The sequence below is a fragment of the Mycoplasma sp. 744 genome (assembly GCF_034863305.1).
Classification (GTDB): Bacteria; Bacillota_I; Bacilli_A; order Mycoplasmatales; family Metamycoplasmataceae; genus Mycoplasmopsis.
The window spans coordinates 42,399-63,988 of the sequence record NZ_JAYFFF010000002.1; the positions used below are offsets into that span (position 1 = coordinate 42,399).

A 21,590-nucleotide genomic window follows, 5' to 3' on the forward strand; every position below is an offset into this window, starting at 1 on the left:
TTATGAAAGAACAATACAATAGAATGATTGATCATACTTTATTAAAAGCTGACACTACAAAAGCTCAAATCGATAAATTATTAAATGAAGCAAAAAAATATAATTTTAAAACAGTATGTATTAATAGTGCTTGAATTCCTTACGCAAAAGAATTTTTAAAAGGAAGTGAAACTGGCATTACTACAGTTGTTGGTTTTCCATTAGGAGCATCATTTTCATCTGTTAAAGCTTTCGAAGCATCTGAGTCATTAAAAGCTGGTGCAGATGAAATTGATATGGTTATTAATATTGGTAAATTAAAAGATAAAGATTATGATTATGTGTTAAATGATATCAAAACAGTTAAAGCAGCTTGTGGAAAGAATATTTTAAAAGTTATTGTTGAAACTGCATTACTAACACAAGAAGAATTAGAAAAAGTAACTGAAATTGTTGCTAATTCAGGTGCAGAATTTATTAAAACTTCAACAGGTTTTTCAAGTCGTGGTGCTTCATTAGAAGATGTTCAAATCATGCAAAAAATTGCACAAGGCAGATTATTAATAAAAGCAGCAGGTGGAATTTCTAATTTAAATGATTTAGAACAAATGTATCAAAGTGGCGCAACTAGATTTGGTACTTCTCGTTCAGTATCGATTCTAGAATCTACAGAAGCGGATCCAAATTCATATTAATATTAAAAATAAAAACGGTATTAACCGTTTTTTTAATGAAATTGTCTATTTTTTTTTTTTTTTTTTTGAAGTTTATATTATTTTAAAATTAATGTAATATGTTATTTATATTTTGCTTCGGGAGAAATTTATAATGAAAAAATTATTTAATTTTAATCTTTCTAAATATATATTTGCAATAGGTATATCTCTGATTGGTTCTGAAGCATTTAAAATTTCTTCAGCTATTTATATTTATAAAATATCTGGTGATTTTTGACTAGTTACTTTATTATATTTACTTATTCAATTACCTTCGATAATTATTTATTTTTTCTCTCATAAATTAATTAAATTATTTAAAGATAAAACAGCATTATTATTAACAGATTTATTAAGCGCCTTATTTCTTTTAGTTGTTTTTCTTATATCGCTTTGATATTTAAATTTTCATTTCTTTTCTATTATTTTAATTGTTTTATCAACTTTGTTAGGCACTATACACTCATACCGTTTTATTCATTTAAAAAATATAATTTATCACTTAGCAACTAATGACAAAACATTGAAAGCATTTAATATAGGCAATTCTTTTGCAACGTCAATTGGATTTGTATTTTCGCCTTTAATGTCATTTTATTTATATAATTATCTAGAATTTTATTGATTAATAGTTTTTAATATTTTAACTTATTTAATTTCAGGTTTTTTATATTATAGTTTAAAAATTAATCAAGAACCTTTTGAATTTACTATTGAAAAACAATTTACTAAGAATAAAAGGAAAATTTTAAGTTGAATTTTTGTTTTTAGTTTCTCTATTTTAATTGGTATATTACTTTATCCAAGACAAACTGGATTAATACAATTTTTTAATTATATTAATGATTATAAGTATAATGAATGATCTTTTTGATTCACATTAATTATGTCTATCAGTGGATTATTGGCAACTATTTTATTAATGTTGTTAAATCATTTTAATAAATCTAAATTAAAATTACATCTTTTAATGTTAATAATGCTTATTTTAGTTTTTTCTTGAATTATTATGGATAAAATAATAACTTCAAGATATTGAATTTTTATTTTATATTTTGTTATTAACGCTATGCAACAATTTATTTTTAATATTTCATTGCCTTCTTTTTATTCACAATGTTATAAATTATTTAATAAAAATGATTTTCACAAACAAAATGGTTTTTCGCTAATAATTAGAATTATTATTTCTAGTTTATTTATAATTTTGTTTACTTTTATAAATAATCAATTTAATTATTATTGAGCATATTTAATTTATTCATTTGCAATATTATTTTTATCTATAACAATAATTTTTTCATATATTTATATTTTTAAAACAGAAAATAAAAATACAAAACTAATTAATAAATTTTATTCTTCTAAAAAAACTTTCAAAGATTACGAAGAATATACTAAAAATGGTCTTTGATATTCTGAAAAAATAATATTTAAAAAATATTTTCCAAACAAAGAAGCAAATTTAAAAATTTATGATATTGGTTGCGGTTTGGGTAGAACTACTTTTGCTTTAAAAGAACTCTATCCTAATGCAATTATTGATGCTATAGATATTAATAAAAAATTTATTAAAATCTGTAAAAAAAGAAATAATAAACAATCTTCAATTAGTTTTAAAGTTAAAAATATTACAAAAATTATTGATAATAAAAATAAATATGATTTAATATTTTTCTCATTTAATGGTATTACTAATATTTTAGATGAATTAGAAATCAAAACTACCTTACACAATATTTTTAATTTATTAAAAGAAAATGGTAAATTTATTTTTACTATTCATGATATGTTTTCTAGACAAGAATATGCTAATTATTGATTAAACGTAGTAAAAGTTAATGATTTAGAATTATTTTCTTCAAAAAAGGTTTTAACTAATAAACAAAATAATATTTTAATAAAAAATAGATTTTATACTCCAAACGATATGCAAAAATTATTATCTCAAGAATTTAATTTTAAGATTTTAGAAGTTTTTAAAAGAGATGAAAATAAAGAAGAAGAATGAGTTAAAAAAATTTCTACACCTTTATTATTTTATATTGTTGAAAAATAGTTTAATAAACTATTTTTTTAATTACAATAATTAAATTTATTAAAATATTAATTTATATATTAAAATTAATTAAGTTATTACAATAAAATAAAAAGGAAAAAATGAAATCAATTGAAAAATATATAGCTACTTATTTTTTAAAAACTAGAACTATTTTAGAAAAATATAATGCTAATAATATCATTAAACTACAATTTTTTCAAAGACACAATCAAGCACTTCTTGGCGGAATGAATGAAGTTTTAGAATTATTAGAAAAATATACTGACATTTCAAAATATCAAATCAAATATTTGCCTGAAGGCACAATAATAAGTGCTAAAGAAATTGTTTTAGAATTAGAAGGCAAATATCAGGATTTTGGTATTATGGAAGGTTTGATTGATGGAATTCTCTCACGTTCAACAACTATAGCCACTAATGCGTATGAGTGTGTTCAAGCAGCAAAGGGTAAACCAATAATTTTTATGGGTGATAGAATGGATCATTTTTTAATGCAAGAAAGAGATGGTGATGCTATAAGATTGGCAGGTGTAAATATTATGTCAACTGATGCTCAAAATTTACCAAATAGTCAGTTGGAACCTTTTGGTTCATATCCTCATGCGTTAATTCAAAATTTTAATGGTGATATTAAAGCTGTAACTAAAGCTTATTATGAAATGTTTCCTCAAGAAAATGTTATTTCTTTAATTGATTATCATAATGATGTAATAAGAGATGCTAGATTATCTTATGAAGCTATAGGAGATCAACTTTGAGGAGTGAGAGTAGATACATCTGCTTCTATGAAAGATCATATGTTTGATAATGAAGAAGATAATCCTAAGTTTTATGGAGTTAACGTTGAACAAATAAAAAGACTAAGAAAAGCTTTGGATCAAATGGGAGCCAATAATGTTAAAATAACTGTTTCTTCTGGTTTTACTCCTGAAAAAATCAAAGAATTTGAAGATAATAACACTCCAGTAGATTTTTATGGTGTGGGTCAATTTATTTTTCAACCGCGTTGTTATTTTTCCGCTGATGCAACAGTTTTAAATGGTCAAAATCAAGCTAAAGAAGGACGTCAATATCAAAACAATTCAAGATTAATTAGATATAGCAAATAATGATTATTTTTTATAATGTCCTAATTAATTTAGCCTTTTTTATAGCTGGTTATTTATTCATTGGATCATTTAATACTTCAATTATTCTAAGTTATTTTTACAAAAAAGATGATGTAAGAAAATACCATAGTCAAAATGCAGGAGCTACTAACAGTTTAAGAACATTTGGTAAACGTTTTGCTTTAATTGTTTTTATAATTGATTTTCTTAAAGTAGTGTTAACTGTTTTAATAGCTGCTTTAATAGTACATAATATAATTAATGTTTATTTTCCTTTTCAAGTTTTTGTATCTCCTCAAGTAGCAGGATTTGGGGTTGTTGTTGGACATATTTTTCCTATTTATTTTAAATTTAAAGGCGGCAAAGGTGTTGTGTGTGCAGCGTCGTTAATTTTAATGATAAACGTTATTGCTTTCATTATTGCTTCAATAATTTTCTTTAGTATATTAGTTAAAAGAAAAATAGTTTCATTAGCATCAATTAGTGTAGCATTAGTTATGTTGCCAATGATGTATAATCCTTGATTTACACAAGGAATTTTAGGATTTTGAATTAATAATGTAGAACATAATGATGATATTATTAAATTTTTAGTTTCTTATTGATATGTAACACCTATTATTTTTACTTTGACAGCACTTTTAGTCATAATAATGCATCATTCGAATATAAAAAGATTAATTAAAAAAGAAGAAAGAACATTAAATTTAAATAAAAAATAACATAAAAAATATCCATAAAATATTGGATATTTTTTAAATATTTTGTCAATATATATATATATATAAACATATCTTATTAAAAAATATGTTTTTTTTATCTTCCTTTTCTTTGTTTATATTCTATTTTGTTATTGTTTAAATCATATATTAAAGAAGTATGTACTCCATTATTAATATCATCTAAAAACCACTTATAAATAACAGAGACATAACTTTTGACTAAATTATTAATATCTGGATAAAACGTATAATATTTTTCATCATCATCTATTTCTTGTAGTTGTTTGTCTTGTTGGAAGAAAAGCGCTTTCTCGATAAAATATTTAGTATCTCCGGCGTAAAAATCCTTTAATAATAAAAACTTGTCGGTGTTAGAAAAGTCTTTATCTATGCTTTGACAATGTTTAGTCGCGATTTCTTGATAAAATAATTCATTATTTTCTTCATCAAACAGACTATTAACCTCATCTTCACTTAAATAATCTTGACTATCAGGAATAAAAAGGTCTTTATTATTAATCATACTTTTAATTTCTTTTAAATAATCTTGGTAAATTTCTTTAAATTTTTTATCTCACTTGGTTAGTTTTAATGAAGTATGTGGAACATAATAAAAATTATTTTTAAATCTTTCAAACTCCTTTTCATTGTTCAAATAACTATCTATGATAATATTAATATTTTCAGGTTTGTATTTTTTTACGTAATCATTCATTTCTTATCTCCATTATTTATAACCTATTATATTGTAATATAAACAAGTATTTGTTTTGTTTTAAACCAAAATAAACAAAAAACAAAGTTTAACATTTTTTCATTCTTTTTCTTATACTTCTAAATTGATGACTAATTCTTCATTATCAACATAATTAGAAAGTTTTTGTTTATTCCTTTTAAAGTCATTAATTATTCTAATTTTTCATTTAATAAACCAAGTTTTTCATTTGAACTTAATTTTCTATTATCAATTATTTTTTGTTTTTCTAAACAATTATTCATTCAAAAATCTAACTACTCATTTTCCTTTTGAATTAAATTTAAACTGCTTAAATCAATTTCATTAAGTGCTATTTTTGCTTTTTGGATTGTTTCCAAATCATGCAATGTTTTTGGTTGAATATTTTGTATCGTTTCTTTTCTACTTTGTTCTATTTCTTCTTGTGTTTTAACACAACAAGAAATGACAATCATAGAAAATAAACCAGTAATAACAACTGCTTCTAAATCTAAACTAACTAATTTTTTAAATAATTTCATAATTTCAATGTTTCTTTTGATATTTTGTTTTTATTCTTATATATATATATATATATATTAAAAATATAAATAAATTTAAAGAAAACATTTTTACTGCTAAAATTCAAATCATTAAAATTTAAAAAAAAATAATTACTGAAATTAAAAATAATAATTTTACTGCATATTAATGAAATTGATGTTTATTATGATAGTTCTATTATATTTCAATTTTTTTATTTAAAGATTTTAAAAACTTATATCAATATCATATTGATAAATTAATTAAAAAAGTTTTATATTCTAAATTTGAAAATACTATGTTATATTTTTATATCATTAATAAATAAACAACAAAAAAATAATATTAAAATAAAAAAACACCTTTTATTTAAACTTACCAGTTTATTTAATAGGTGTTTTAAAAAAATATTTTTAAGCCTCTTTAGCTAAATTAATTAATAATTTAAATGTGTTTGGTTCATTAATAGCAAGTTCTGAAAGCATTTTACGGTTAACAATAATGTTAGCTCTTTTTAAACCATTAATAAATCTAGAATAACTTAAACCCTCAGCTCTTGTAGCTGCATTAATACGAGCAATTCAAAGTTTTCTAAAATTACGTTTAACTTGTTTTCTATCTCTAAAAGCATAAGTTCATGATTTAACTACTGCTTGTTTTGCTACTTTATAACCAATTGATTTATGTCCAAAATAACCTTTTGCTAATTTTATTCATTTTTTACGTCTTGCTCTTGTAACTGTTCCACCTTTTACTCTCATTATTTCTCCTTTACAACAAAATAATTAAATTACTGTAATAGTCCATAAATGTAAAAGTTATTAAAACATAGCTTTAAATCTTTTTAGATCAGAAGCATGCATTAAAGCACGTTTACGAGAATGACGTTTTTGTTTAGTAGTCTTATTTTGGGCTAAATGTGAACGATAAGCTTGTTCACGTAGAACTTTACCAGTTCCTGTAACTTTAATACGTTTTTTTAACGCACTTTTAGTTTTCATTTTAGGCATAATCTCTCCTTAAAAAGTAGAGTGTGAATGTAGAATTCAACTTTAATCAACTCTAACTTTATCTTTTGTAGTTGATTTATCTACTAAGTTATTTTCTTTTTTGTATTTACTTATTTTAGTTTTATTAGGTTGCAAATATAGATCTAAAAATCTTTCATTAACTAATGTTGCTTCTTTGGTAATGTCTGAAATATCTTCAAGTAATGCATAGAATTGGTTCAATTTTTCTTCACCTAATTCTTTTCTTGCTAATTCTCTACCTCTGAATTTTAAACTAACTTTAATTCTATCGCCTTCTAAAAGAAACTCACGAGCTTTTTTAGCTTTAATTTTTAAATCATTATCACCTATCATAGGTGTTAATCTAATTTGGCGGTTTTGTACAAAAGTTTGTTTTTCTTTATTAGCTTTTTCTTTCTTTTTACGTTCATATTTAAATTTTCCATAATCTAACATACGAACAATAGGTTTAGGATCTACACTTATTAAAACTAAATCTAATTTTTTTTCTTTTGCTTTTTCAATAGCTTCTAATGTGTTAGATACACCAATTTTTTCACCATTTTCACCGATTACAAAAACTTTCTCAAAAGGAATATTTTCATTAATCATATGTTCTGGTGTAGGTTTTTTACTTTTGTTATTTACTTGAATAATAAACTCCTAAATAGATAAATTTTTTATATACTACTTAAAATACACTGACTTTAATTGTAGCTTAAGACCCAAGATAAATATTATCTTCGGGTGAGATAATTCTACTTTCTGCAATTATTAATATTGCTTTTTTATTCTAACATATTTTTTATTTTTTAAAAATAAAATGTAGTATATATACTACATTATTTTTTTATTACGCACCAAAAGCATCATAATCGCTTTTGTATTCTTCTTTAGTTGTTAAATTATATTTATAAGCTCTTTCAATTGCTAAAATATTTTCACTTATCATTTGACCTTCACTATTTTCAAGTGAAAAGTGTAAGTGATCAGCTCCATAACGAATGATTTTAAAATAATCTTGTAATTTTAAAAGTTCAGTTTGTTTTCAATATCTAGGATTATCTTTTCAAAAAATTTGTAGTTTTAAAAATACTCCTTCAGGTCTTTCAACATTAGCAACATATTTATAATCTATATTTTGATTTAATTTATCATCATTAAATTTAAATTTTATTAATCTACGTGCAATTAAATATTCAGCAGTAAATTGTCTTAAATTAAAATTTAAAACTTGAGGAATTTTATTTATTTGTTCATTTATAACTTTATTATCACGATTTAATAATTTATTTTCTTTAGCTAAATTTTGAATTTCTTGAATTTCTTTTTCGATTTGCTTTTGATCTAAAAATAAAGTAAAAGCTTTATTATTAATAGGATTTTCATAATCGTTTTTAAAATCATTATAATTATAATTTTGATTAGTATCTTTACAGCTTGTAGCAAGAACAATTGGTAAAGTTGAACAACTTGATAAAAGTAGTAAATTTCAATATTTTTTTATTTTCATTCTAATTCCTTATTATTTATTTTTTATGCATTTATTTTATAAAAAATAGTGTTTTTTTCATTGTTTAGTAGCTATTCAAGCAATAATTCTTAATATGCGTGATTTAGTATAACGCTTAGATGTAGTTTTGTTTAAAAAAGAATTCAAATCTTGTTCACTTACGTGTTTTAAAAGTAAATTTTCTATACCTTCATTTATAACATTTAGTTTAATTATTTTATTTCAATATTTTTTATTTTGAATATTTTGTTGAAATTTTTTATACATTTTTTGGTTAGAATCTTGATATTTAATTTTTTTAATAGGCGAATATTTATTTAAAGTTTGATTATTTTGTATTAAAGTTCTCAAATAAGAAGCTGAAGCATAATTTGTTTGAGGTTCTAAAGAATGAAAAGCAATATTACGCTTTATTGTATAAACTTTAATTTGATACTTTTTGTTAAGAATTTCTTTAATGTATTCAAAACCTAAAATATCATTTGGTTGTAAATAATTTTTGCCACTTAAATCTTTTAATGCCAAAGCATAAGCTTTAGGATATGCTAATTTTTCAATTTTTGAGTAATATTTGATTTTTTTATTTAATTGTTCTTGATTATTTTTGATTAATTTAGCTAAATAAAACATTTCTTCACAATCATTACTTTCAGAACCAAAAACTAATTTATCAATTTTGACTTTAACTAATTTTTTAAGTGCATTTTGAGCGAAAATATGTGCTGCTTGAACCGTTTCTCTAAATTTAAGCTTAATTATTTTATTAACACCATATTTTTTAGCTAAATGTTTTCTTTTTCTATATGATAGAACTATTTTTTCTCCACGCTGTGAATATTTATAGCTCATGACGATTGTAATTTTTTCATTAGGAAATTTTTCTTTAATTCAATTTAATTGTCTAATATGACCGTTATGAAAAGGATTATATTCTACTACTATTCCAATCATTTTTTACCTCAAAAATCTTGAAAAAAATAATTTTAAGCTATAATATTAATATATTTGCCCAAGTGGTGGAATGGTAGACACCGTAGACTCAAAATCTACTGCAGAAATGCGTGCAGGTTCAAGTCCTGTCTTGGGTACCATATATTTTTAATACCGCCTAACAATTTTGTTAGGTTTTTTTATTTCAATTTATTTAATTTAATTAATTTATAATTAATTATAATTAAAAATAAAATATAAGCTTGAATTATTTAGTATCTTAAAAGGAGAAAATTATGATCAATAAAAAAAACTTAAAAAAGAAAATAGTTTTTAATAGTGTAATTGGTACTAGTGCTATTTTACCTTTTATTTTTTTAAGTGTTAATACTCAATTATCACAATCGACTGTTTTTAATGAAACTAACACAATTGATAATAATACTTTACAAACTAAATATCCAAATGAGAGAATTTGAACTACCAAATATTTTGTTAACTCTAATAATTTGAATAACAATTTGGCAACTGATAATAATTTATTTAAAAAAGATTTAAATCTTTATAAAGTAACATATAACAATAATAATGCAATAACCACAGAAGTTAATAATGCGTCTCAAATTAGTGATATTTGAAAAAATCCAGGACAAAATAATAATTTATTTTTGACACAATTTCAATTTGGTAATTCAAGTAGTTCATTAGATAATTTTCAAAGATGATATCAAGGAGCTATTTATATTTCCAAAGATTTACTTTTTAGCAATCAAATAACTTTTGAATTATTTAGAAGAGAAAATAATCGTAATGTAGGTGTAGGTCAAACTATTGGTTTAAGACCAGTAACAAGCGGTTCAAATACTAATGTTACAAAACAAATGTTTAGTAATTCAAAAACACCAAGTAATCAAAGAACTTTAGCTAATTTTAATATTTATGAACCTTTTGAATATGGTGGAGATTTTGATCCTCAAGGTTCTGAAAGAACGGGTAAAATTGTTAGTTTAAAATATATACCTCTTTATGATGGAGCAAAAAATAATAGTAAATTTAATAGTGATAGAGTTGCTGATGCATTAATTACTAATTCATTTAAAAATGCCACTAGAGAAATTGATTATGGAATTGCAAATCGTTATTTAAGTTTACCTATTAATACATCTTGATCAAATTTAAATTATCATCCTAATTACAAAACCACTAAAGATGCTCTAAAAAATAATTTAGGTGCAGTGATTTTTTTTGAAGCTCGTTCGGCAGTTAATTCTGGCGTTGCTCCTTTTTTAAATGTTGTTTTCCAAGTTAATCAACACAATAAAAATAATTCTAATTATCAACATGGTTATGAATCTTTTTTAGGTATTGGTTTAAATAGACCTAATGCTAATAATACCACTCAAGCTCAAGTAGGTTTTGTAGCTCATAGTTTTAAAAACTATACAAATAAAATTAATGTTATTACAACTGAATCAGTAGATCAAAATACAATTAATTTAATTAAAAAATATAAAATTGATCAAAAAGAAAATTTACTCTTTCCTAAAAATTCAATGTACGTTTATAAAAATAACACTAATAGTAATAATGCTAATAGAGTTTTTGATATTAAAAAGAATAATTTTAATCAAAATGCTAAAATTGATTATACTTATAAAACTAAAACTTCTTATGTTTTCAATGATATTGAGCAAAGAATTCAAGATTATAAAATTCATATTTCTAATTACGATACTAAACTTTGAAAATATACTGTCAATGATTCAAATAATCATAATTTCATCAATTCTAAAACCTTAGGAGAATATAGAACTAACTGAGGCCAAGTTGATATTACTTGAGATTTAACAGATCGAGCTAAATTAGATAAAATTTTAGAAGTTCAAGAGTGATTAACAAGAGCTCAAAAAACACAAATTAAAAAAGAATATGCACGAGATTTTGCAAATAATAATGCAGTTAATTTAAAAAATAATCCTTCTAAAAATTTAAATCAATGAATTAGTTACATTGAAGAAAATAATACTAATCAACAAATATTTGAACAAGAATATTGAAAATTATTCAATCGTATTTTTGATGGTTCAGCAGTTGATGCTAACAATACTTTATTAAATTGAGTAAGTCAAAGAGCAAATTTTATTTATTGAGATGATGAAAATAACAAATTGACTGCTTTGTATTTACTTTTGAATAATTTAAAATATGCTGCTTTTAGATCTAATTTTAATCAAAACAGTAATGATTATTTAGTTAGAACGCTTAATAATGAAAATGATTACAAAGATTTAACTTATATTAAAAATCAAATTAGTGAATTGCAAAAAATTAATAAGTTAACTTTTAATGGTTATGCTAACATTAAAAAAATTTATGATAATCTTAATACTTTAGATATTATTCAAGAGCAAACTAATAATCATTACAATCGTCAACAAGTTTATAGTTTTTTAAAAAATGAAATTATTCAACTTTCAACCCAATTAGTTACTGCTCCTACAACACAAAGCTATAATGAAGGTCAATTAAAAACTTTTATTACTTATTGAAATGCTAACAAAATCACTCCTTTAAAAACAATTGAACAAGCTACAATAAGAAAAAATAAACTATATCAAGCTATTAAAACTTTAATTAATCAAATCAATCAAATTGAAAAAACCATTTATTTTACTGGTGGTAAAGATTTTACTAATTGAGAAGGTTATAAATATCGTTCAACTTATCAAACTAATAAAAATAATTTAGTTAATACTTTTAGAGAATTTCAAGGCTCAAATCAAACACTAAATACTAATTTATTTAAAAATAAAGAAGAATTAATTAAAGACAATGATCTTTTAGATTATCAAAATGTTAATAATAACACTTTATTAGCAAGAAAATATAAAGAATTAGCTAATAAAACTTTAGAATCTTTATCAAATATTTTTGCTAACGGTGCAGATTTAGCAGCATGAATTAATCAAAATTGATATTTAACTGAAGAACAAAAGCAAAATTTATTATTTAAAAATACTTTCATGCATTCTTTAAAATCAAACAAAGATTTTAAAATTAATAATCATTTAATAAGTTTAAATAATTATAGTTTAGATACTAATAATAATTTTAGTCTTATTGATAAAACTAATGAAGTTGATGAAGCATTAACTAATTTTGCTAGTGTAGTTTTTAATATGACAATTGATAATTGAGTTAATAAAATTAATAAGGAATTAACTAATTTAACTTTAGCAACAAAAAATAATATCATCACCAATATAAGAAATATTATTAATCAACAAAAAGATATTGTTAAAAAAAGTGATCAAGAAGCTAAGAAACTTTTTGAGCAAGCTAAATTAATTGATCAAGAACAACAAAGAATTAATCAATTAGTACAAAATTATCAAAATAATCAAAGCAATACATACTCTTTTGATTATAGTGATAAAGCAATAGGAACTAATAGAGCTATTTTAGATCAAGTTACTTATAATTTGAATAATTTAGAAGATGTTGCAATTGAAAAAATTAGTATTACTGATCGTACTGAAACAACAATTAAAGTTATTTATCGTTTAATTTCAACTAAAAAACTAACTTATAATAATGAACAAATCAAAACAACAATAGCTTCTAATACTTTAACTTCCAAAGTTATAAGTAATTTTGCTAATAAACAAGATAGTGAACGTTATGTTAATCGTATTGATTTACATAGCAAAGCAAGTAAAATTATTTTAGAATATCAAGATAATTTAGCTAATATCACACCTGATGAATTAAATACAAGTAAAATTATTTTTAAAATTAAAAACGATAAAAATCAACTTGTAGATTTAGCTAGTGAAAAAATGCTTGTAAGAAATATTATCATTAACACACCAACGCATAATGATTTAATTAATGGTAATGTTTTTATTAGTTATACTTTAGAAGAAATTAATAATCCTACTAATAGTTATTTAGTTAATGCAAATAATTTTAAACAAAACACTACAGAAGAAGAATTAAAAACTATTAGATTAAATAATTTAAAAACGGAAATTAAACGTTTAAATGAAGCTATAACAAATAATCAAGTTTTTAAAAATATTGAAAATATCAATAATCTTAATTCTAGAAAAGCATCTAGTGTAACTAATGAAGAAATTAAATTTTTAGACGTAGTGCCATTAAATACTTTTGCTAAATTAATTTTGACTAAATTAGAAGCTGATGATAATAAAGCAACTTTAAAAATTATTTACAAACTTGAATCAACTAAGTTAAATGTTAATAAAAATACTTATTCTACTCAAACTAATGAAATTATTGTTAGAGGTTTTTTAAGTAATTTAGATGTTATCAAACAAGAAGCTAAGTTAAAATTACAAACTTATAATAATTTAACAACTGATAATAATACTTTCTTTACTTTATCTATTGATTTAGCTAATAATGAAGAAGAAATTAAAACAATTGTTTTAAATGCTTTAAGACAAAATTTCAAAAATAGTTTAATTAAACAATATGAAAATTTAAATACAAAACAATTATCTAATTTAAATAATGAATTAGATCAAGCATTAACTGAAGATCAAATGAATCAAATTGCACAAAATTATTTTATTCTTGATCAAGAAATGCAAACTTTAAAAATAACTTTTGAACGAGTTAATCAAGCTTTATTTAATTTAAAAGAACAAACTATTTATACTTATGCTTCTTTAAATTTAAAAGAACAATTAGAACAAGCTTTAACAAAAACACAAAATTTATTAGTTTCCAATACTAATGATGGTTTAACTGATAATTCATTAAATATTTTACTTAGAGATCCAATTAATTCACTAGAAAATCTTTTTGCACAATTAGATCATGAAAAGAATTTTTACGCTTTTAAAATTGATAATTATTTATATTTAAGCGCCGAAGAAAAACAACTTTTTAAAAGAACTATATTAAATATTAATTTGATTACTAATAAAAATAATGCTAGTTCTTTAATTAAAGCTTTAGTACAAAGAGCAGAGAAAACCAACAGTGATAAAGCTTTAATTTACAATAATTTTAAAATTACTTACCCATTTTTAAATCAAGCTCAATTTATTAAATATCGAGAATTGATTAAAAATACTAGATTTAATCAAATCAATAAACAAATAATTGAAATTGTGCAAAATTTAAATTCACAAATGCAAACATTAAATAATAAAGTAACTCATTATAAACAATTAATTTTAACTAATGATAATAAATATAAACAAGCTTCAAATCAAATTAATTTGGATAATATTTTAAATAAAGCTACTAATTTATTAACTTCTACTACTTTATTAGGTAATGAAACAGATTTCAACTTAGCTACTTTAATAGCAGATAAAAACACTATTAATTCAATTGACAATATTTATGAAAATTTAAATGGTTATAATGTTAATGAAATTAATCATATCAATAAACAAATTTGATTAAGTTCTCAAGAAAAAAGATCATTAATAGAAAAAGTGAATAATTTAAATTTACTTGATGAACTTTATTTAAATAATTTAGCTCAAATTTTTAGTGAAACTTTAGATCTTAATAAAAATAAAGAAAATTATTTTAACACTTTAAAAACGCAAAATATTTATTTAAATAATGCTTATTTGAACGTTTTAGAAAAAGATATAATTTCTACTTCTTTTGAAGAAAAAAATAACCTTGAAACTAAATATAATCAAATTAATCAACTTTTAGAAACTTTAAATAATTTAATTTTAGAGCAATTAAAAAAACTTGTACAAGATGAAAATTTAAATGATATTCAAACAACACAAGAAAAAAATTGAGAAAACTATTTGTATGCCGATTTTGATCTTAAATTAACTTATGAAGAAACATTAGAACAAGCTCTTAAACTTTTAAATAAAAATAATGGTTCTAATTTAGATAAAGAACAAATAAATAATTTAATAGAAAATTTAAAAACTAAATTTAATCAATTTAATACAACTAATACTAATAAAAATTTAGATACTATATTAAATAATTTAAAAAATTTTGATGTAAATCAAAAATCACAAATTAAAAATCTTATTGAATCAAAAACTAATAAAGCTCAAAAAGATCAAACTTTAAGAATTATTTTTAACTATGATAAATATTTAAATCAAACTAAATCATTACTTGAAGAATTAAGTAATATCAAAAATCAAGATATTTATTTACAAGATAACACATTAAATAAAAATAATTTTAATAATAGTTATTCACAGTTACAAAATGCATTGCAAATTAGTAATACTTTAGATTTTACTAATTTAACTGATAATCAAATTGATCAAAATTTGGCCCAATTGATTACCAATTTTAATGATTTAAAAACTAAATTTAATCTTTTAAATGGTTTACAATTGCAATTAATTCAAGATTTAGAAAAGTTTTCATTTTTAAATTTAGCTAATAAAAACGAATTAAAATTACAAATTAATAATTTAAAGAAAAATCTGGAACAAACTGATAAAGATAATATTTATCAACAAGCTTATCAATATAGTAAAAACAATGTTTTAACACAATTGAATGATAAAAACAATAGTTCTTTTTTAGCTACAGCAGAAAAAACAACTTTTATTGAACAAATTAATCAAAGTAATTATGATTTAAATCAAAAAATTTATGATCAAAAATTAGTTGATATTTTGCAAACCTTTATTAACCAAAATCATCAAAAATCACTCTTTAGTAGTCAAATTAATAATTTACTAAATGAATTAAATTCTACTCAAAAAAACTTTTATATAAATGAAATAAAAAATAATGCTTTAAGTATGAGTGAATCATTATATGAAAGTGCTAAAAAATTAAATGAGCAAATGATTAATTTGAAAAAATTAATATTAGCACACTTAAGTCATTTAACTCAAAAAGAAATTTTTGATATTAATAGTAAAGAAAATAAAATTAATCGTAATTACTTATATGCTAATGAAACTATTAAATTAGAATATGATACTAATTTAAATAATGCTATTTTGGTTTTTGATACTAATCAAAATATAAATTGAACTTCAGTAGAAATAGAAAATATTATTCAAAATTTAAATAGTGCTTTTAATGCTTTAAATACTAATGCAAATAATCAAAAATTACTTGATACTATTAATGAGTTGATGAATTTTGATCGTCAAGCTAAAGATCAATTAATCGTTAATGTTTTAAGGGAAAACGAAGAACAAAGAGCACTTTATGTATCAAATTTAAAAAATTTAGATCTTTTGATTACTCAAGCAAATAATTTAATTAATTTATCTAATGAAATTAAAGAAAGTCAAATTTTTCAAACAGATACAAAAGAAAATCAAAATTCTTTATTAGAAACTCAAAAAAATTTAATAGCTTTAAAAAACAGTTTTATTACTTTTGATATAACCACTTTGACTAAAGATAAAACTCTTGATTTAATAAATGATTTTGAAACTAAAATAAAAGCTCTTAATAATGCTAACAATTTATTAGATGGACAAAGAGGAGAAATTAAAAATATTATTGAAGGTTTTTATTTATTAACTAGTGAGCAAAAAAATAATTTAAAAGAAGATGTTAATAAATTAAGTAAAGAACCAACACAACAAGAGAAAAATAATATTTTTGATGTAGCACAATCTTTTGTTAAAGTTAATACAATTAATCAGTTAATTAAAAATAATTTATTAAATGCACAAGAAATTAATTTATTTGTCAATCAAATTAATCAAGCAACAATTGATCTTTCTAAAAATGTAGGAGCGGATCAAACTTTTGCAAGGATTTTACAAGAAGCTCAGCAATTAAATAATCAAAAACATTTAATAATTGAAGAAATAGGATTATACGCTCATTTAAATAATGCTCATAAAGAATATTTTGCTTTACAATTAAGAAATCAAAATTTAGACAAAATAGAACAAATTAAAGCTAATGCTTATAATTTAAGTCAAAAGTTGATAAGTTTAGAAAATCTTTTAAAACAACAAATGAGTCTTTTAGCTCAAGAAGATATTAGTGATATATTTAAAAATATTAATAAAGTTTATATTAACTATCGTTTAGCTACTAATGAAAATAGAAATAATTATGATAATGTTTATTTAAATGCTTTAAGTTTTTTGGATATAAATAATATAAATAATTTTACAATCTTGCAAGTTGAACAAATAATTAATGATTTAACTTATAGTTTTGCTCAATTAGATGGTCAAAATAACTTAGATAATGCTTTAATTAATCTTAATAATTTAAATTTAAATCAAAATCAAATTCAAAAAATAAATAATTTAATGACTCAAGCTTTAAATTATGATACTTTAATTAAAATTTCTTTATTAATTTCTAATTACAAAAATAATTTAACTTCTTTAGCTAATTTACTTAATCAAGCTCAATTAATTAAAAAAGAAGATATTTATTTATTAGATACAATAGAAAAAAGAAATAATTTTGATCAAATTATGCAAGATTCGCAAGTTAAATTAATTGAGTGAACAAATGATGATTTTGCTAATATAAATTATCAAAATTTTGAACACATAGTTATAAATACTAGCGAACAAAAAGAAAATTTAGAACATGTAATATTAACTTTAGATGGAATTAGAAACAATTTAAGAGTTAAAATTCATAATATGTTTAATTTACAAGCAAGAGAAATTTTACTTTTAGAAAATAAAATTAATTTGCTTGATTATAAACCCTTAAATATTGAAATAAATAATCTCTTATACGAAGCTTTTGAAAGAGCAAAATCTAATGCTCAAACTGAAATAGGGCGTTTAAATAATGTTAATGAAAGTGAAAAAAGTAATTATTTAAGCGAAATTAGAAAATTAGTATTTAATTTTGAGCAAATTGATGAACCAATTGATTTAGTTATTGATAATTTATTGAAAGAAATTAAAAAGCTTGATGAAACTAAAAATAACTTAATTACTTTATTAAATCAAATGCAAGCTTTAAATAATGCACAAAAAAATAGCTTTATTAATGACATTAAATCTTCTTTAAATACTGAATTAACCAATTTAAATAATGAGATTATTAATTTAAATAATGCAATGCAAAATTATAAAAACATTGCAACAATAAGTCAAAGTGATATTAATTTTGATCAAGCTTCAGATATTAATAAATATGCATATTTAAGTGCTATAAATGAAAGAAATGAAATTATTAATTATCAAAATGGTTGAAATATTTCTTTAACATTATTAAATGAAAAAATTGAACAATTTAATAATGTTATTAAACAACTTGATGGTTTGCAAAGATTAAATAATGTACAAGAAAAAATAAAATCAAAAATAAAAGCTAAAGAATTTAACAATTTAACTCAACAACAAATTGATGCAGCTTTAAATTTAATTGATAATCAAAAGACAATTAATAATGTATATCATTTAAAAGCTTCTTTAAATTTATTAAATACTAATTTAAACGATTTAAATACTTATATTAATAATAGTAATGTTATTACTCAAGATTTAAACTATACAGGTTCTGAAGTATCTTTAAAATTAGCTTATGATAATGCTTTAAATGAAGCTAAAACATTATTAGCAAACTTTAACAAAGAATATTCTTTAGCAAATGATATTTTAGATAATACTAAAGTGCAACAAACAATTGCAAATTTAGCCCAAGTAATTAATAATTTAAATGGTAAAGAAAATATTTTAGAAGTAAGAAAAGAAGCAATTAATAAAGTTAATAATTTTATTAATTTAAATAATGCCCAAAAACAAGGTTTAATTACTGAAATTGATAAAATTGTTACCCCAGAATTAGTAAGAGAAAAAGCTCTTATTGGCGAAGAAATAGATAAAATAATGTTTAATTTTAGCCAAAGAATTCAACAAGTAAAATTATTATTAGAAAGTGCTAATTATTTAAATGCTTCAAGTGATAAAAAAACTAATTTTGAAGCTTTATTCAATCAAACGAATAATTTAATTAATAAGGAATTGGGTTCAAATCTTACAAATCATCAAACTTTAAATTCATTATTAAATGATTTAAATTTAGCAATTGAAGATTTAGATGGTAATTTAACTTTAAAAGCTAAAGAACAAGAAATTATAAGTAAAATTGATTCCTTAGAACATTTAAATAATAATCAAAAAAATCAACTAAAAATAATCTTAGCAACATATAGTATTACTAGTCAAATGGACACTTTATTTAATCAAGCTCAATTAAGAAATAATTTAATGATGCGTATTAAACGTACTTTTAATGCAATTAATAGAGAATTAAATAATACTAATAATTTTTCTTATACTCAAGCAAGCGAAAATATTAAAAATCGTTTTGATCAAGCTAGAAATACTTATCAAGAATTAATTAAAGAAAATGGTCTAAATTATGATGAAAAACAAATTGTGCGTTTAGAACAAGAATTATTATTAACCTTTACTAATTTAGATGGAAATGTAAATTGAGCATTAATTAAACAAATTTTAATAGATGAAATTAATGATGAACATTTATTATTAAGTGAAGATAAAGAATTATTAATTAATCAAATTGAACAATTAGATGTTAATGTTAATAACGCGCAAAAAGAAGAATTTGAAAATTTAAGAAAAATTTTTAATCATTTAAGAGATAAAAAGATTTTAATGTTAACTATAAGAGAAAATAAAATTTTAGATATTGATGAACAAAATTCATTAATTGAAAATGTTTTAACTATTGGTGCTGATGATTTAGATAATTTAAAAAATAATAAAAATTTATTTGTGCAAAGTAAAACTAATTTATTACAAAAAATTGATTTTATTGCTTTATTAAAAACTGAGTATTCAGTATTTTTAACTAATGAACAAAAAACAAAAATTATTAATTTTTTAACTAATTTAGATTTAACTAATAATTTATTTGGTCAAAAATTAAATAATGTTAAATTAGCTTTAAATGCTTTAAAAATTATTAATGAAAATACCATTTTAAAAGAAGAAATAAAAAATACTTTTATTGAAAAAATAAGTTATTTAGAAATTGCAAACAATTTATACAATCAAGAATTAAATAATCTTTTAACATTATTTAATCAAATGCAAAATATTTATCAAAATCAACAATATAACAATGATTTTAAAATTGAATATTTGAATTCAATTAAAGAATTTGCTCTAAATGTAACAAGAGAAAAAATTATTCAAAATATTGAAAATCTTGAATTGCATTTAATTTTAAAACAACAAATTAAAGAAAGTAACTTAAATCAAACAAATAAAGATTCATTATTAAAAGAATGAAAAGAATTAAATTTTACTGATAATAATTATCAAATTTTAAATAAATATTTAAAACGTAAATTAGATGAATTAGTAAATTTAGAAACAAAAAATAATTTAGATTTAAATATTATTTCAAAATTAAACAATAATTTCTTAAATGTAAAAATTAATAATAATGAATATTTAAGCAAAATTAATTTTATTAATAATCAAATTATAGAATTAGATAAAATTTCACAATTAAATTTAAATAATATTAATTTAGATCTTTTTAATCAAAAAATTATTAATCTTAATGATAATAATGATTTAGAAAATAAAAGAGAAGAATTTAATAATTTAATTACTCAAATTAATAAAATTAACACTTTAGATATTGCAAAACAACTTAAAGATAATTTTATTTTTAATGTTTTAAATAACGATTATGCAAAACTTGATACAGTTATTGCTAATAATTTAATTAAAAAAGAAAAAATAGCAACTTTAAAACAAAATTCATTAATAATTTTACAAGATTCTAATTATGCTTTATTTGACCAATTAATAAAAGAAATTTTAAATATTAATTCTTCTGCTACATCTTTTAGTTATTTAATTAGTCAAATTGATAATAAAATTAATACTATTAATAATTTATTACAATCATTGGAAGATTTAAAAATTAAAAATAATGAAAATCAAAGTGATATTGATTTAAAAGAACAAATTCAAGATGCAGAAATAAAATCAAAAGAAATTTTAAAAAATTTAAATTTATATAATAATGAACAAATTAATAAGCAATTGACTTATAATCAAAATCTAATTGATAATAATCAAAATAGTAGCAAATCTTGAATTTGAATAACATGTGTTTCAATAGGAGTGCTTTTAACTTTAGGAGCATTAGGAATTTTCTTATATATTAAAAAGAAAAAAAGATTTTCATAAGTAACAAAAAAAGACAATACTTGTCTTTTTTAGTTTTTTTTATTTTAAAATCTGGTTTTTTCAGAAATTAGAATAATATAAAAAATAAAATAAATCAAAAATAAAAATATTTTTTATTTTTATGCAAAAAATT

12 protein-coding genes and 1 tRNA gene are annotated in these 21,590 nt (G+C 20.8%); 6 read left to right on the forward strand and 7 right to left on the reverse strand.

Features of this window, described 5'->3' with window-relative positions; genetic code table 4:
* Positions 1-2 precede the first annotated feature (2 nt).
* The 4 genes from deoC to plsY all read left to right on the forward strand — a co-directional run bounded on the left by deoC (position 3) and on the right by plsY (position 4,588).
* The gene (gene deoC / locus VBM87_RS01395) at positions 3-674 is read left to right on the forward strand and encodes a deoxyribose-phosphate aldolase (protein WP_323177053.1); all 672 of its coding nucleotides are present in this window, start codon (positions 3-5) and stop codon (positions 672-674) included.
* A 133-nt stretch (positions 675-807) separates the two neighbouring features.
* Positions 808-2,754: an MFS transporter gene (locus tag VBM87_RS01400; protein WP_323177054.1), complete on the forward strand. Its 1,947-nt coding sequence runs from the start codon at positions 808-810 to the stop codon at positions 2,752-2,754.
* A 101-nt stretch (positions 2,755-2,855) separates the two neighbouring features.
* On the forward strand, positions 2,856-3,866 hold the full coding sequence (locus tag VBM87_RS01405) for a nicotinate phosphoribosyltransferase (protein WP_323177055.1): 1,011 nt from the start codon (positions 2,856-2,858) through the stop codon (positions 3,864-3,866).
* Complete coding sequence (plsY, locus tag VBM87_RS01410) at positions 3,866-4,588, forward strand: glycerol-3-phosphate 1-O-acyltransferase PlsY (RefSeq protein WP_323177056.1); 723 nt, start codon at positions 3,866-3,868, stop codon at positions 4,586-4,588. Before VBM87_RS01405 ends, plsY begins: the two co-directional genes overlap by 1 nt.
* A 94-nt stretch (positions 4,589-4,682) precedes the next feature.
* On the opposite strand, the gene VBM87_RS01415 is transcribed toward plsY, so the two are convergent.
* From VBM87_RS01415 to VBM87_RS01445, 7 genes are all read right to left on the reverse strand, one after another.
* Positions 4,683-5,303 (reverse strand): hypothetical protein, encoded by a 621-nt coding sequence (locus VBM87_RS01415; protein ID WP_323177057.1) that lies wholly within the window; start codon positions 5,301-5,303, stop codon positions 4,683-4,685.
* Positions 5,304-5,599: 296 nt separating this feature from the next.
* On the reverse strand, positions 5,600-5,845 hold the full coding sequence (locus VBM87_RS01420; protein WP_323177058.1) for a hypothetical protein: 246 nt from the start codon (positions 5,843-5,845) through the stop codon (positions 5,600-5,602).
* A gap of 414 nt (positions 5,846-6,259) precedes the next feature.
* A complete protein-coding gene (rplT, locus tag VBM87_RS01425; RefSeq protein ID WP_323177152.1) occupies positions 6,260-6,610 on the reverse strand; it encodes a 50S ribosomal protein L20 in 351 nt (116 codons plus the stop codon).
* 57 nt (positions 6,611-6,667) lie between these two features.
* Positions 6,668-6,856 (reverse strand): 50S ribosomal protein L35, encoded by a 189-nt coding sequence (rpmI, locus tag VBM87_RS01430; protein ID WP_323177059.1) that lies wholly within the window; start codon positions 6,854-6,856, stop codon positions 6,668-6,670.
* A 42-nt stretch (positions 6,857-6,898) separates the two neighbouring features.
* On the reverse strand, positions 6,899-7,468 hold the full coding sequence (gene infC, locus VBM87_RS01435; protein ID WP_323177060.1) for a translation initiation factor IF-3: 570 nt from the start codon (positions 7,466-7,468) through the stop codon (positions 6,899-6,901).
* A 241-nt stretch (positions 7,469-7,709) separates the two neighbouring features.
* Positions 7,710-8,369, reverse strand: a complete 660-nt coding sequence (locus tag VBM87_RS01440; protein ID WP_323177061.1) for a hypothetical protein — start codon at positions 8,367-8,369, stop codon at positions 7,710-7,712.
* A 36-nt stretch (positions 8,370-8,405) separates the two neighbouring features.
* Entirely contained in the window at positions 8,406-9,320 is a 915-nt protein-coding gene (locus VBM87_RS01445; RefSeq protein ID WP_323177062.1) for a nucleotidyltransferase, read from the reverse strand.
* A 56-nt stretch (positions 9,321-9,376) separates the two neighbouring features.
* Between VBM87_RS01445 and VBM87_RS01450 the strand changes: the two genes are divergently transcribed.
* Positions 9,377-9,460: transfer RNA gene (locus VBM87_RS01450), tRNA-Leu, on the forward strand.
* A gap of 135 nt (positions 9,461-9,595) precedes the next feature.
* Positions 9,596-21,457, forward strand: a complete 11,862-nt coding sequence (locus VBM87_RS01455) for a hypothetical protein (protein WP_323177063.1) — start codon at positions 9,596-9,598, stop codon at positions 21,455-21,457.
* Positions 21,458-21,590: the final 133 nt, after the last annotated feature.